This is a genomic window from Leucobacter salsicius M1-8, from assembly GCF_000350525.1.
Lineage (GTDB): Bacteria > Actinomycetota > Actinomycetes > Actinomycetales > Microbacteriaceae > Leucobacter > Leucobacter salsicius.
In genome coordinates this window covers 457,469-472,516 of the sequence record NZ_AOCN01000022.1, presented here as the reverse complement: position 1 = coordinate 472,516, position 15,048 = coordinate 457,469, and the positions used below count along the sequence as shown (strand labels likewise).

Below are 15,048 nucleotides of genomic sequence, written 5' to 3'. Positions count from 1 at the left end.
ATCGGCGCTGGCGCGTCCCGTTGAGGCCGATCTGCCGCCGCCACGATCACAATGTCTGAGGCGACTGGCATGATCAAAGCATGAACACTCTGGCCTCCCCTCCCCACGATAGCGCGGCTACACCCGACACGCGTGGTGAAGCCACTGCGCTTCTACGCAGCCTCACCGGCCGACCCGACGCCGCCTTTCATCCGGGCCAGTTTGAGGCAATCAGTGCGCTCGTCGACGACCGCCGCCGCGCGCTCGTGGTGCAGCGCACCGGCTGGGGCAAGTCAGCCGTGTACTTCGTCGCGACCGGGCTGCTGCGCCGTCGCGGGGCCGGGCCAACGCTGCTGGTGTCCCCGCTGCTCGCGCTCATGCGCGACCAGGTGTCGGCTGCCGAGCGAGCGGGAGTGCGCGCGGCGGCCATTAACTCCGCCACCGCCGACGAGTGGGACGACATCTCGGCGAAGCTTGCTGCCGATGAGATCGACGTGCTGCTGGTATCCCCAGAGCGCCTGAACAATCCTCAGTTTCGCGAGACGCAGCTCCCCAGCTTGCTCGCCCGGATGGGGCTGCTGGTGATCGACGAAGCGCATTGCATCTCGGACTGGGGCCACGACTTTCGCCCCGACTACCGTCGCATTGCCACGCTCATCAGCGACATCGATCGCTCGATTCCCGTGCTCGCGACGACGGCAACGGCGAACGGCCGCGTAGTGGCCGATGTCGTGGAGCAGCTCGGTAGCGATGTTCTGACGCTTCGTGGTTCACTGTCTCGCGCTTCGCTCAGGCTCGGGGTTCTCAGCCTTCCTTCGGCGCGCGATCGGCTCGCCTGGCTCATTTCACACCTTGGATCGCTGCCGGGCAGCGGCATCATCTACGCCCTCACGGTGTCGGCGGCTGAGGACACCGCAATGCTGCTGCGCGAGGCCGGCATGAGCGTCGCCTCGTACACCGGCCGCACCGACCCCGAGGAGCGCGAGCGTCTCGAGCACGCGCTCAAGGCCAACGAGGTGAAGGCCCTGGTCGCCACGAGCGCGCTCGGCATGGGCTTCGACAAGCCCGACCTCGGCTTCGTCGTGCACCTCGGCGCCCCCTCCTCCCCCGTCGCCTACTACCAGCAGGTCGGGCGCGCAGGGCGCGCCACCGACCACGCCGACGTGCTGCTGTTGCCCGGCCGCGAGGATCTCGAGATCTGGCGGTACTTTGCGACCGCTTCGATGCCGGATCCGGATCGCGCCGCCGCGGTGATCGCCGCGCTCGGTGACGAGCCGCTGTCGACCCCGGCGCTCGAGGCTCGAGTGGATCTGCGGCGCACGCAGCTCGAGCTCCTGTTAAAGGTGCTCGACGTTGACGGCGCCGTGCGGCGTGTCAAGGGTGGCTGGGTGGCCACCGGCGCTCCGTGGCACTACGACGCAGAACGCTACGCCCGCATTGCCGAGGCGCGCGTCGCCGAGCAGCAAGCGATGCTCGAGTACGAGCGCGGGGCGATCTGCCGCATGGAACTACTGCAGCGGGAGCTCGACGATCCGGCGGCCGCGCCGTGCGGCCGGTGCGACGTGTGTGCGGGGCCCTGGTATCCCACTGATCTCAGTGGTGAGGCCGCGTCGCGGGCCGCAAGCCAGCTCGACGTCACGGGCGTGCCGATCGAGCCGCGCGGCATGTGGCCGACCGGGGCCGATAAGCGGGGCCTACCGGTGCGCGGGCGCATTGCTCCCGCCGAAAAGGCGCTGGTCGGCCGCGCGGTGGCGCGCCTGACTGACCTGGGTTGGGGCGGCACGCTGCGCGAGCGCTTTGCCGCGGGCGCGCCCGATGCGCCCATCGATGCACGCCTCATGGAGGGTGTCATCGCGACGCTGCGCGACTGGCCGTGGGCTGACCGCCCGGTCGGAGTCGTCGCGATGCCATCGCTCACCCGCCCCCAGCTGGTGGCGTCGACCGCAGCCTTGATCGCGGAGCGGGGTCGGCTTCCCTATCTTGGCACGCTCGAGGTAGACCCGTCCCGCCCCGTTTCGGGCCCGGGCGGAAACAGCGCGTTTCGGCTCGCGTCGGTGTGGGATCGCTTCACCGTGCCCGAGTCGCTCGCAGCGGTGCTCGCCGATGCTCCGGGCCCCATCCTGCTCGTCGACGACCTGGTCGACAGCCGATGGAGCTTGACAGTCGCGTCGCGCGAGCTCCTCCGGGCGGGCGCCCCGGCGGTGCTGCCGTTCGCATTGGCGTCGGTCGCCTAGCCCGGCACGCCGCACCCGGGCACAACCAGCAACGCCCCGTTCCACTCCGGTAAGGGAGCAGAACGGGGCGTTCCATCGATCACTCAGAGTGGTCAGCCGTGCATCACGAAGCCGGTAATCAGGTAGGCGACGAACGAAAGCGCCGCTGCAATTCCGGCGTAGGGAAGAATCGCGGTCATGAGGTTAACCGGCTTCACCCCCACCGACTGCGACGCCAGAATGATTCCGTCGCCGTAGAGGCAAGTGGTCGAACCCAGGGCTGCGCCCGAGAACACCGCGGCCCCCGCCAGGATCGGGTCCACGTCCATCGCCATTGCCAGCGGCAACACGATCGGTGTAATGACGGCGGCGAGGTCCCAGAATGAGCCGGTCGCATACGCATAGATACCGCACACGAGGAATACGATGGCGGGCAGTAGCGCACCCGTCATCGCGGGTTCGGTTACCGAGATGACCCAGTCGACGAGGTTCAAGTCCATGTTCACGTGCTGCACCATAAAGGCGAGCACCGTAAGCACCATGACAAAGCCCATGCTCAGAATGCCATCAAACGCCGCGGTCAGGGTCTCGCGCACCTTCATCTTGCGCTGCGCGAGCGCAAGAATAATCGCAACCACGAGGGCCGCGGCGCTGCCCTTGACGATGTCGACGCCAGTGAAGATCGTGACCGAGACCAGAACGACAACCGGAATCAAGAAGTTGAACGGCAGCGGGTTCTTTGGTGCCGTGCCCCTGCTCCCAGCGAGCTCGAACTCTCGTTCCTCGACGGTCGTGTTGAGCGGCAGCGTGTCGCCCGTTTCCATGGCCCGCGCGACGTCCTTTTTGAGCGTCCCCCAGGCGGGCAGAATGCCCAGGGCAAGCAACAGCCCGATCGCGAGCGCGATCCAGCCGAAGAACACGAAGGGTAGACCTTGCAGGTACGCCCCCAGGCCGGTGCCGCCTACCGTCACCCCGCCCTGTTCGAGCAGCGCTGCGAAGAACACCGCCCACGTCGAGAACGGAATAATGACGGCGATCGGCGCAGAAGTCATCTTGATGATCGTGCCGACCATCGTGCGCGGCACGCGGTATCTGTCAGTGACGGTCTTCATCGACGTACCCACGGTGAGTGCGTTGAGGTAGTCATCGATGAACAGGATGATGGTGAGCACCCAAGTCGCGATCAACGACTTGCGCTTCGAGTTCACGAATCGCTCGGCCCACAGCGCGAAGTCTCGCACCGCCCCCGACACGTTGAACACTGCAATCAGCATGCCGAACAGCGCTACGACGAGCACTAGCCACTGAACTGTTTCGTCGGTCATTGAGATCGTAAAGTACTCAATCCAGCTGTCGACAAATCCCCAGCCGCCCACGATGAGCGCGCCGACGAGGGTGCCGGTGAAGAGCGCGAGCAGGGTGCGCCGTGTGAGCACCGACACCACGAGGATCGTGGCAATCGGTAGAAGCGCGAGTGCGCCGTTGGTGGTCATGATGGTGAGATTCGTTTCTCTTCAGTGAGCGTTAGTCGATATCCGAGGTGAGCAGGCGCTCACCATCGAGATAGGTGGAGTGCACGGGAAGCTGGGCGAGATCGTCACCCGTCACTTCGGCAGGGTCTTCCTCCCAGACCGCAAGATCGGCGATCGCTCCCTGCCGGATCACGCCAAGGTCGTGATCCCCCTGGGCGAGGGCTGCACCTCGGGTGTATCCGTGCAGCGCCTCAAGATTGGTGAGCCTTTCGCCCGGTTCGTACACAAACCCCTCAGCGTCGCCCGCGCGGCGCCGCAGCACGGCCCACGCGAGGCCCTCGCGAGCATCAAGTGTGGCGATGGGCCAGTCTGAGCCGAGCGACAGTGGAGCGCCAGCCCGCAGCACAGACCCGGCATTCCATGCTCGCGAAGTGCGCAGCGGCCCGAGTTTGCGGGACCATTCGTCACTCTGGTCCTCGAGGCGCCACTGCATATGAGGCATCTGCATCGATGCGGCGATCCCGTGGGCTGCGAGGCGCGCGATGTCGCGCGGGTCTAACGTCTCAAGATGCTCGATCCGGTGCCGGGGCTGGCCCTGTGCGCCGAGCCCCACTGCCTCGTAGGCCGTAATTGTCTCGCCTACCGCGCGATCACCGATCGCGTGAGTCGCGACCTGGAATCCCGCGGCCGTGCAGAGCTCAAGGACGGCCACAAACTCGTCCTGGTTCTCCCAAAACCCCTCAGTTTCAATGCCGTCAGAATCGGGCTCATAGAGCCAGGCCGAGCCTGTCTCGACTACTCCATCGGCGTACAGCTTGATCATGCCCCCGCGCCATCTTGCGCCGCGGCGGTCACGCTGTGCGAGGATCTCCAAGCGCTGCTCGGCCGAGTAGATGGGTTTAAGGTCGACTGCGCTCGCAATGCGGACCGGAAGCCCGGAGCCTGAACGGTCAATCGTTTCGAGTAAATCCAGTGTGCCCGAATTACCGTCCATGATCGTGCCTCCGGTGAGACCCGATCGACGCATGCGTCTGAAGATGGCCCGCGCTGCGTCAGCCGTTTCCTCGGGGGAAGGCAGCGGCATGATGCTCGTGATCGGGGCGTAGGCGCTTTCTTCTCGCAGCTCGCCAGTCGGTCGGCCTGCGTGGTCGACCACGATCTCTGCTGAGTCGGTGAAGTTGCGTGCGCCAGTGATGCCCGCCCGTTGCAGGGCAGCGGTATTGGCGACCGCCGTGTGGAAGTCAAAGAAGAACAGGAGCGTTGGCACCCCGGCGAGACACTCGTCGATGAGACTGGCAGTGAGGGGCTGTCCCTCGAAGGCCGAATAGTCCAGGTTCCAGCCGCGCAACCACCGTTCGCCCGCCGTCTCACGCAGCCGACGCGCTTCGGCGCCGAGCCGTTCGCGCAGCCCAGCGAGAGTGATGACTCCAGCGAGGTCGATACCCTGCGTGAGTTCGACACCCTGAATCGGGTGCAGATGAGCATCAATGAGCCCCGGGGTCACGGTTCGCCCCGCGAGGTCGTGCATCTCAGTGCGCGAGGTTTGGAACGTCGCCACGATTTCGTCTTTCGCGCCGACTGCTGCGATACGTCCGTTCTGAATCGCGATTGCCTCAGCTGGCGCTTTCGTTCCGCTGTCTGCAACACCCATGGTGTGTACTCGCGCCCCTGTGATGATGAGGTCGGCGTTGGTCGTCGATGACATGTGAGTGCTCCTGATTGCGTTTGCGGCCAGCACTTAATTTACGAGCATTCAATTAAATCTGCAAACCGGGTCAGTAAGCTCGACGAAAAGCCTCGATCACGAGGTGAGAAGTGTTGAGGAGTGTGCGCATGTCTGCGGTCAACGCATCAGCCGACCGTTCGGCGGGCCGCTCTGCCGGCCGGCCGAAGCAGTCTGTGCTGTCGCACCAACGCATCGTCGACGCAGCCTTCGCGCTTGCAGACAAGGCTGGCGTCGATTTCACACTGGCGGCTCTCGCACGCTCGCTCGATGTGCGGCCGAGCGCGCTGCACCACTATTTTGCGAGCCGTGCAGACCTCATTGCGGCCATGCGTGGCAACCTCGCAGCACGACTTAGCGACCATGGCTTCAGCCATTTACCCTGGCACGTGGCCATCATTCCGTGGGCTCACGAGTATCTCGAATCATTTGGCAACAGGCCGGGTGTGATTGCCGCAATGGCAGTGAGCCCGCTCGACGGTGAGCCTGAATCGATGCGCGACTACGAGCGCGTCGTGACGGCGTTTGAGCGGGACGGCTACCCTCAGCACTTAATCGTGCCGGCATTCGTAGCAATCGAATCGTTCATCATTGGCTCGGCCCTCGACGCTATCGCGCCGACCGATAACATGGCCCCGGGCTATGGCATCGAGTTCGCCCCCCGGCTCACGGCGGCCGAGTCAGTGTCGACTCGGGAAGCTGAAGCTCGGGGCATCACGCCTTCAGCTGCAGCCTTCGACTTTGGTTTACGCGCCCTCGTGTCTGGATTGCGTGCCCTTGGCGAATCGGAGACTACTTCACCCAGGGATCTGCTGGAGCCACACCACGAGTCGTAGAAACTGCACACCCGTGTCAGTGCTGGCAGCCGGCGCACCAATAGAGCTTGCGCGCGCCAATTTCCTCAAGAATGATGTTGGCTCCGCAGCGCTTGCACGGGGTGCCCTCCAGCTTGTACACCCAGTGCCGCTCGTCACGTTCCACGAGCGCTCGGTCATAGTCAGCACCGGTGAGGCCGTCGATTGTGATCATCTGGCCGACCGTGATTCCGATCTCGAGCAGGTGCACCCAGTCATCCCAGAGCGCTTCAAGCACGGTGCGGTCAAGCGTGTTCGACGGGGTGTGCGGGTTGAGCTCAGCCCGAAACAGCATTTCGGCGCGGTACACGTTGCCGATGCCCGCGACAACCGACTGGTCCATCAGCACGAGGCCGATCGGGGTCTTCTTCTTACCCGCACGCTCAACAAAACGCCGCTTCTCGGCAGTGGTGTTTGCGTTCGCGGGGTCTGGCCCGAGGCGCTGAATCACCGCATCAATCTCAGCAGGGGTCTGCACCTCGCACACGGTAGGCCCGCGCAGGTCGGCGCATACGGCCTCATTCAGCAGCCGCACACGCACCTGCCCCACCGGGTCGGGCGGGAAGGTGAATGACGCCAAAGATTCTTTGTCTTCCTCGGCCATGCGCACTCGGGTGCGTCGGGGCGCCCCGATCGAGGCAACTGAATCCTCGCCGTCGGCGTCAAGCGGGCGCGCACCCCCGGCGGCGGCACCGCTCGGCCGCGAGTGCTCCCCCGTCTGCCCGATTTTGGAGTGCGACGGCGTATACCCGTGGATCTGAATTGACGGGTCGACCTTCACATCGCCCGCGAAGTCCCAGGCTCCGTAAATGCCGAGGTGCACGCGAAGCCAGTAGCCGCCCTCGAACTCGAGGAACATCTGTTTGCCAACGGCGCGAGCATCGATCATCTTGCGACCGCTGAGCAGCTCGGCCCCCTGTGCGAAGCGCCCCTGCGGGCTCGATACCTCAGGGGACGTGCCGACGAAGTTCGCGGCGAACTGCCTGGCAATGCGATGTACGGAGTGACCCTCGGGCATTACAGCGCGTCGACCTGCTTGCCTGCGATCGCGCCGGTGGTCTCGTACTCACCGAGCTGGCTGATGCGGCGCACGTGGCGCTCATCACCCGAGAATGGGGTGGCAACGAACAGGTCGATGAAGCGAATGGCGTCGGCGACCTCGTGCTGACGCGCACCGATCGAGATCACGTTGGCGTTATTGTGCTCGCGCGCGAGCTCGGCGGTCGACTCGTTCCATACGAGCGCGGCACGAATGCCTGCGACCTTATTGGCCGCCATCTGCTCTCCGTTGCCCGAGCCACCGAACACGACGCCCAGTGCCTCGACGCCATCGCGCTCATCGCGGGCGACACCCAGCGCAGCGTTGATGCAGAACGAGGGGTAGTCATCGAGCGCGTCGTACTCGGCGGGCCCGTGGTCGATCACCTCGTGTCCTGCGTCGCGCAGATGCTGCTGCAGCTGCTGACTAAATTCGAGGCCGGCATGGTCGGTCGCAACGTGAATACGCATACGGCGATCATATCGCGTTACCAACACGCGCATCGTTGCCGAGGATCTCTGCAATGTGGGTAATCGCAGCTTGGATGCCCTCCTGGTCTTCTGGAGCCCAATCGTCGAGCAACTCAACGAGATGCGCCCGCACAGCGACCCGCAGCTTCTGCGCGACCACCTCGCCGCCATCGCTCAGGCGAGCACTGGACCCCGAGCCATCAACCCCTGAGGTGACGAGAAGCGCGAGCCGCTGTTTCGTCAGCGTGTCCAGTGTTGCAGCCAACTTCGCAGCGTCGACTTTCGTCTCTTGTGCCATCTCAGACACGCTGCTGTCGCCGTGCACGTGGAGCCGCCAGACCATCCACGCAGCCCCCGGGCCGAGATCGACTCCCGCCGAGTCCGCAAGACGCTGATACACACGTTTGCGATCATCACTCGTCATGACGCGGGCGATTGCGCGGGTCAGCTCCTGCAGCGACGACGTCTGCTGCGGCATGGCAAAGGTAGCCCCCAAGTTCGCGTCCTTCGTCACGGTGCGCAACTTCACCTCGGGCAGGAACCACGCGAGCACGAATGCAATAACTGCGATGGGCACCGCTGCGAAAAAGACAACCTGGATCGCGCCCGCGTATGCGTCGATAAACCACGATTCAACCCCGGTTGGGCAGTGCGATAGCCCCAGCGAGGATTCCTCAAGCACCTTGCCACTGCATTTTCCCGTGGCGTTGCTCGGTGGGTTCGTTGCCAAGCGGCTGGACAACTGTCCTGCGAACACTGCACCGAACACTGACACCCCCACAGAGCTTCCGATCGAGCGGAAGAACGTCGCCCCACTCGTGGCCGCACCCAGATCGCGATACTGAACGGCATTCTGCACCGCAAGAACGAGTACCTGCATCACGAGACCGAGCCCGAAGCCTAGGACAAACATGTAGACGCTTGAGGTCATGACGCTCGTGTGGGCGGTCATCGTCGAGAGCAGATAGAGCCCCACCGCGAAAATACCGCACCCCAGAATCGGAAAGATCTTGTACTTTCCGGTCTTCGAAATGATCTGGCCGCTGCCCATCGAGGTGAGCAGGAGACCGATCATCATCGGGAGCATGCGGAGGCCCGACTCGGTAGCAGTGGCTCCCAATACCTGCTGCAGGAACATGGGAAGGTAGGTGATCGCGCTAAACATCGAGAAACCAACGACAAACCCGATGATCGACGCCATAACGAACACGCGGTTCTTAAACATGCGCAGCGGCATGACGGGCTCTGCCGCGCGCTGCTCCACGAAGATGAAGACCACGATCAGCACCGCGCACAACACGATCATGCCAATCGCCTGGGGCGACGTCCATTTCCAGGCGTTGCCCCCAAAGCTGCTCAGTAATACAACGCAGCTGGCCGCGGCGGCGAGCAGAATGATGCCCGCATAGTCGATTTTCTGACGGTTGCCGGCTGTGTGCGTGGCAACACCGATGTCACCACTATCAACGCGATGACGCCGATCGGCAGGTTGACGAAAAATACCCAGTGCCACGAGAGGCTATCGACGAAGTAGCCGCCCAGCAGCGGTCCTGCGACACTCGAGACGCCATAGACCGCGCCGAACGCGCCCTGATACTTGCCGCGATCTCGCGGCGAGACGACGTCACCAATAATGGACTGCGAGAGCACCATAAGACCGCCGCCACCGACGCCCTGGAGCGCACGAAACGCGATGAGCTCTGTCATGTTTTGGGAGAATCCGCAGAGCGCGGAGCCCACCAAGAAGATGACGATGCATGCCAGGAAGAGCATCTTTCGCCCGTACATGTCGCCGAGCTTGCCCCAGGCTGGCGTCGTCACCGTCGACGCCAGCAGGTATGCCGTCACGACCCATGCCAGATGCATGGCTCCGCCCAGATCCTTCACGATGGTCGGAAGCGCCGTTGAGACGATCGTCTGGTCGAGCGAGGCAAGCAACATGCCGAGCATCAGCCCGGAAAAGATGATCCAGATGCGTTTCTGACTCAGGGTTCCCTGCGGCTGAGCACCCGGCAATGCGCTTGTCTTACTCACTGAACCCCCATTGGATCAACACAATGCGGCCAGCGTATCCCTCACGTGTTGCGTACGTCTAGGAGGTGGCTCGCGCACGCACACGCCAGCGCGCTAGAACTGGGGTCCGGCGGTGCGCCCGCGCTTCAGCTCGTAGAAGCCAGGAACGCTTGCGGCGGCGTAGATGCCGTCCCAGAGGCGCAGCGCAGTCTCGCCCGTGGGAGCGGGCGTGACGACGGGCCCAAAGAATGCGACCCCGTCGATGGAGATGATCGGCACGCCAACGTTGGGTCCGGCGATCTTCATCGCGTGGTCCGTGTTGGTGCGCAGCTCGGCATCGAGTGACTCGTTATCTGCCGATGCGGCAAGCTCCGCGGGCAGGCCCACTGCGGCGAGCGCTTCGGCGATGATCGCGTCGGTGTCCAAACGGGCCCCCGGGTGAATACGGTTGCCGAACTCGGTGTAGAGCTGTGCAATGATGCCGGATCCGTGAGCTTTCTCTGCCGCCACGATAACGCGCCCCATCCGTTTGCCCTGTCGATGGTTCTCAGCGTGGGGTCCGTGATCGTGCCCCTCATTGAGGATTGCGAGGCTGATGGGGTGCCAGGCGATCGGGAAGCCCCGCACCTCTGATACCTCGCTCGCCCAGCGACTGGTCATCCAGCACCAAGGGCAGCTCGGGTCGAACCAAAACTCTACGGAGGGCACATGTTCGGTCATGACTTCACACTATCGCGGGATCGGAAACAAGGCCTCGATCTGTGCGTACTGTTCGCTCGTGGGTGTAAAGCGAATACCAGCGACCGCGTTCTGCCGTACCTGCTCAGGGGTCGTTGCCCCCGAGATCACACTGGCAACAGGCTTGTGTGCAAGCATCCAGCCAAACGTCGCCTCGAGCATCGTGACTCCCCAGGAGTCGCACAGTGCCCGGTACGCGTCGAGCACGTCCCAGTCGGCCTGTTCGGCGATGTGCGGGCGCTGACGCATGATCCGGGAGTTCGCGGGGAAATGGTCGCGCGTGAACTTGCCGGTGAGGAGCCCGTTGGCGAGCGGAAAGAATGGCAGCAACCCGAGACCCAGCCGCACTGCCGCGGGCGTCACGGCGACATCAGCCTCCCGGCGCAGCAGGCTCAGCTCGTTCTGGGCGGAAACGAACGGCGTGACATTGAGCTGCTCGGCCACCCGCGCAGCCTCCTCCATTTGTTCGGCGGAGAAGTTCGAGTGCCCGAGGTGTCGCACCTTGCCCTCCCCCACTAGCTCGTGGAGCGCGCCCAGGGTCTCGGAGATCGGCACAGCCGGATCCGGCACATGCATTTGATACAGATCGATGTAGTCCGTCTGCAGCCTCGTGAGGGAGCCCTCGATCGACGCGCGAATGAACTCGCGCGACCCGCGGTGGCCCGGGTACGAGGCGGGAGTGTCGGAGTCGGGATGCCCGAACTTCGTGGCGAGCACGATCTCGTCGCGCCGGCCCGCGAGCGCGTGGCCCATCAGGGTTTCGCTGCGTCCAAAGGCGTAACCGTACAGATCGGCGGTGTCGAAGAAAGTCACGCCCGCGGCGATTGCGGCGTGTACGACGGCGTCGGTGCCGTGCTGGTCTTCGGTGAGGGAGCCTGGGCGGCCAAAGTTATTGCAGCCGAGGCCCACAGCAGAAACGATGAGATCACTGGTTCCGAGGGTGCGCATCATGGGGACCACTGTACGTGGCCGCGGAGGCCAGGTGTTCGACATTCGGCAGATCGATAGCCAACAGGCATAGGCTTGGGGCCAGATATGTCACCCCTCGACAGGAGCAGCTGTGCCAGGAACGAACCTCACCCGCATTGAAGCGCAGGAGCGCGCCGCGGTCGTCTCAACCCAGAGCTACGAGATCGCGCTCGATCTCATGACCGGCCCGGAGACGTTTGTCGCAGACACGACCGTGCGCTTCACCGGCACCCCGGGCGCCTCGACCTTCATTGACGTGATCGCCGACTCCGTGCAGCTGATCGATCTGAACGGCACCGAGCTTGATCCGGCTACCGCGTTTGTCGACTCTCGCATCGAGTTGCCAAATCTTGCGGCCGAGAACGTGCTGCACATCGTGTCGACGCAGCGCTACATGAACACGGGCGAGGGCTTGCACCGTTTCGTCGACCCCGCCGACGGCGAGGTCTACCTCTACTCACAGTTCGAGGTGCCCGACTCGCGCCGCATGTACCCGGTGTTCGAACAGCCCGACCTGAAGGCTTCGTTCCAGTTCACCGTCACCGCGCCCGCTCGGTGGCAGGTAGTCAGCAACCAGCCCACGCCCGAGCCCGTTGCTGTTGGCGAGCGCCATGGTGAGGCCCTCGCGACCTGGGAGTTCGAGCCCACCCCCGTCATCTCGAGCTACATCACGGCGCTCATTGCCGGGCCTTACCGGGTCGTCCGATCCGAACTGACGAGCCGTGACGGCCGCACGATTCCCCTCGGCGCGTTCTGCCGCGAGTCGCTCGCCGAATTCTTTGACGCCGACTACATCTTCGACAAGACCCGCGAGGGCTTCGCATTCTTCGAGGAGCAGTTCGACTTCCCCTACCCGTTCGACAAGTACGATCAGCTGTTCGTACCCGAGTACAACATGGGTGCCATGGAGAACGCGGGCGCGGTGACCTTCACCGAGGCCTACGTGTTTCGCAGCCAGGTCACCGACGCAATGCGTGAGCGCCGCGTCGTCACGATCCTGCACGAACTCGCCCACATGTGGTTTGGCGACCTCGTCACGATGCGCTGGTGGAACGACCTGTGGCTCAACGAGTCGTTCGCCGAATACATGTCGACCCTGGGCGTCGCCGAGGCCACGGAGTGGACGGACTGCTGGACGACGTTCGCCGCATCTGAGAAGTCGTGGGCATACCGCCAGGATCAGCTCCCCTCAACGCACCCCATCGTCGCCCCCATTCGCGACCTCGAAGACGTGATGGTCAACTTCGACGGCATCACGTACGCCAAGGGCGCATCGGTGCTGAAGCAACTCGTCGCGTGGGTTGGCCGCGAGCCGTTCATGCGCGGCGTGCACGATTACTTCGTCAAGCACCAGTTCTCAAACACCGAGCTGCCCGACCTGCTCACCGAGCTCACCGCGCAGAGCGGACGAGACCTCACCGAGTGGTCGCAGCTGTGGCTCGAAACCGCCGGCGTCAACACGCTGCGGGCCTCGTTCACGCTCGACGCCGAGGGTGCGTTCGAGGAGTTCACGATCGACCAGACGGCGGCCGCCGACCACCCGACGATTCGCCCGCACCGCATCGCGATCGGGCTGTACTCGCTCAGCGACGGCCAGCTCACGCGCACCCACCGCATCGAGGTCGACATCGACGGCGCCCGTACCGAGCTCCCCGAGCTCAACGGGCTCGCCCAACCCGACCTGCTGCTGCTCAACGACGATGACCTTACCTACGCCAAGATCCGGCTCGATGAGCGTTCGCTCGAGACCGTCGCCGCGCACCTCGGCAGCATGCCCGATTCACTCGCCCGCGCCCTCGTGTGGGGCACCCTTTGGGACGCGACGCGCGACGGCGAAATGGCGGCGTCACGCTTCATCGATATCGTGCTCGCACACGTCGCGCACGAAGACGCTTCGACCACGTTGCGCACGCTGTTGGGCCAGCTCGTGCTTTCGGCGTCAAGCTATGTCGCTCCCGTGCGCCGCGAGCCTGCGCTGCACCTCGCCGCCGACGTCATGTGGGATCTGGCGCGTGGCGCGGCCCCTGGCTCAGATCGCCAGTTCCAATTCGTCAAGACGTTTGCTGGGCTCGCGTCCACGCCGACCCAGCTCGACAGCGTCGCGGCCCTGTTTGCGGGCACGCTGACGCTCGAGGGGCTCACGCTCGACACCGACCTCGGTTGGGAGCTGCTGTTTGCGCTCGTCGCTGGCGGGCTTGCGGGTGAGCCCGAGATCGCGGCTCGCCAAGCAGCAGATCTGACGGCGACCGGCAACCAGGCCGCCGCCCGGGCACGCGCGGCGCTGCCCACGCACGCACAGAAGCAGGCCGCCTGGGATTCGGTGTTCGTGGACACCGACAAGCCCAACGCCATCGTGCGTTCGACTGCGATGGGCTTCTCCCATGTCCACGACCGCGCACTGCTCGAGCCGTTTATCGCACCGTTCTTCGAGGCGCTTGTTCCGGTATGGGAATCACGCAGCCACGCCATCGTCGAGGAGCTCGTCGACGGCTTCTACCCGTCGTCGCTCGCGGGCGAACCCCTGGCCGAGGCCACTCGTGCGTGGCTCGCCGCCAACGAGGACGCCCCGGCGGCCCTGCGCCGCATGGTCATCGAGCTTCTCGCCGGGGTCGACCGTGCAATCGCGGCCCAGAAGGTCGATGCGGGAGCGTAAATGGTGACACATATGGAGGGCGTTACCGTCGTCGCAAGCAACGCGTTTTTTGACTTCTTGACGACGTTCGAGGTGCCGATCAACATCTTCATCATCGTCGCGGCTGCCGTTCTGCTGAACTGGCTGCTGCGGCGACTGTTGATGCGCACCGTCAAACAGATCGTGCGCGGCGTGAAGAAGGCGCAGGAGGTCGACACGACGTCCGAGATTCAAACCTCTCCATACATCAACGCGCGAGCGGTGCAGCGCACCCGCACCCTCGGCACGGTTGGTCGCGCCATCATTACGTGGGTCATTGCAGGCATTGCGATGATTCTGATCCTTGGCCAGCTGGGGGTGAACACCGCAGCGGTGTTCACCTCAGCTGGCATCGTGGCCGCGGGCCTCGCGTTCGGTGCCCAGAACATTGTGAAAGATATCTTGAACGGCATCTTCATGGTGTTTGAGGATCAGCTCGGGGTCGGCGACCTCATCACGGTGGGCACCATCAACGGCACCGTCGAGGACGTGGGTATTCGCGTCACCCAGGTGCGCGCTCTCGACGGCACCCTTTGGTTCGTGCGCAACGGTGAGATCCTCACCCTCGGAAACTCTTCCCAGGGCTGGGGGCGCGCCGTCATCGACGTCACGGTCGATGCGAGCAACGACATGGCAGAGGTCGAGAAGTCGGCCCTCACCGCCGCGCGTTCACTCCTCACCGCACCCGATGTGGCTCGCAAGGTCACAGGTGAGCCTGAAGTGTGGGGCATCGAGAGCGCATTCGGTGACCGCGCCACCATGCGGTTGGCGCTGCGCACTCGCCCCGAGGCGCAGTGGGCAGTGCAGCGGGCGCTTCGTGCCGCGCTCATGCGCGAGTTCGACAAGGCGGGCATCAAGCTAGCGACTGAGCAGCCCAAGTTGCCCGGCACGCAGGCCTAACCCCACC

At 64.3% G+C, this 15,048-nt stretch carries 12 protein-coding genes; 4 read left to right on the top strand and 8 right to left on the bottom strand.

From position 1 onward, the window contains the following. Positions 1-80 precede the first annotated feature (80 nt). Entirely contained in the window at positions 81-2,213 is a 2,133-nt protein-coding gene (locus tag C795_RS0111245; protein ID WP_017793862.1) for a RecQ family ATP-dependent DNA helicase, read from the top strand. A gap of 92 nt (positions 2,214-2,305) precedes the next feature. Here the strand turns inward: C795_RS0111245 and C795_RS0111240 are convergent, their stop codons facing one another. Both C795_RS0111240 and C795_RS0111235 read right to left on the bottom strand, forming a co-directional pair. Then, positions 2,306-3,685 carry a Na+/H+ antiporter NhaC family protein gene (locus tag C795_RS0111240; protein ID WP_017793861.1) on the bottom strand — a complete coding sequence of 460 codons (1,380 nt, stop codon included), beginning with the start codon at positions 3,683-3,685 and terminating at the stop codon, positions 2,306-2,308. Positions 3,686-3,716: 31 nt separating this feature from the next. After that, entirely contained in the window at positions 3,717-5,369 is a 1,653-nt protein-coding gene (locus tag C795_RS0111235; RefSeq protein ID WP_017793860.1) for an amidohydrolase, read from the bottom strand. Positions 5,370-5,497: 128 nt separating this feature from the next. On the opposite strand from C795_RS0111235, the gene C795_RS15895 reads away from it, so the two are divergent. After that, positions 5,498-6,223, top strand: a complete 726-nt coding sequence (locus tag C795_RS15895; protein ID WP_017793859.1) for a TetR/AcrR family transcriptional regulator — start codon at positions 5,498-5,500, stop codon at positions 6,221-6,223. Positions 6,224-6,239: 16 nt separating this feature from the next. On the opposite strand, the gene C795_RS0111225 is transcribed toward C795_RS15895, so the two are convergent. From C795_RS0111225 to C795_RS0111205, 6 genes are all read right to left on the bottom strand, one after another. Beyond that, on the bottom strand, positions 6,240-7,259 hold the full coding sequence (locus C795_RS0111225; protein ID WP_017793858.1) for an Fpg/Nei family DNA glycosylase: 1,020 nt from the start codon (positions 7,257-7,259) through the stop codon (positions 6,240-6,242). Next, positions 7,259-7,750 carry a ribose-5-phosphate isomerase gene (locus C795_RS0111220; RefSeq protein ID WP_017793857.1) on the bottom strand — a complete coding sequence of 164 codons (492 nt, stop codon included), beginning with the start codon at positions 7,748-7,750 and terminating at the stop codon, positions 7,259-7,261. The genes C795_RS0111225 and C795_RS0111220 overlap by 1 nt, the downstream gene beginning before the upstream one ends. Before the next feature lie 7 nt (positions 7,751-7,757). After that, on the bottom strand, positions 7,758-9,110 hold the full coding sequence (locus tag C795_RS16315) for an MFS transporter (protein ID WP_232225482.1): 1,353 nt from the start codon (positions 9,108-9,110) through the stop codon (positions 7,758-7,760). Next, complete coding sequence (locus C795_RS17435) at positions 9,107-9,784, bottom strand: MFS transporter (protein WP_198008464.1); 678 nt, start codon at positions 9,782-9,784, stop codon at positions 9,107-9,109. Before C795_RS17435 ends, C795_RS16315 begins: the two co-directional genes overlap by 4 nt. Before the next feature lie 93 nt (positions 9,785-9,877). After that, positions 9,878-10,483 (bottom strand): mycothiol-dependent nitroreductase Rv2466c family protein, encoded by a 606-nt coding sequence (locus C795_RS0111210; protein ID WP_026139630.1) that lies wholly within the window; start codon positions 10,481-10,483, stop codon positions 9,878-9,880. A 9-nt stretch (positions 10,484-10,492) separates the two neighbouring features. Next, positions 10,493-11,452 carry an aldo/keto reductase gene (locus tag C795_RS0111205; protein WP_017793854.1) on the bottom strand — a complete coding sequence of 320 codons (960 nt, stop codon included), beginning with the start codon at positions 11,450-11,452 and terminating at the stop codon, positions 10,493-10,495. Between the two features lie 109 nt (positions 11,453-11,561). Between C795_RS0111205 and pepN the strand changes: the two genes are divergently transcribed. Beyond that, positions 11,562-14,123, top strand: coding sequence for an aminopeptidase N (pepN, locus tag C795_RS0111200; protein ID WP_017793853.1), 2,562 nt, complete (start codon positions 11,562-11,564; stop codon positions 14,121-14,123). 12 nt (positions 14,124-14,135) lie between these two features. Next, positions 14,136-15,041 carry a mechanosensitive ion channel family protein gene (locus C795_RS0111195; protein WP_017793852.1) on the top strand — a complete coding sequence of 302 codons (906 nt, stop codon included), beginning with the start codon at positions 14,136-14,138 and terminating at the stop codon, positions 15,039-15,041. Positions 15,042-15,048: the final 7 nt, after the last annotated feature.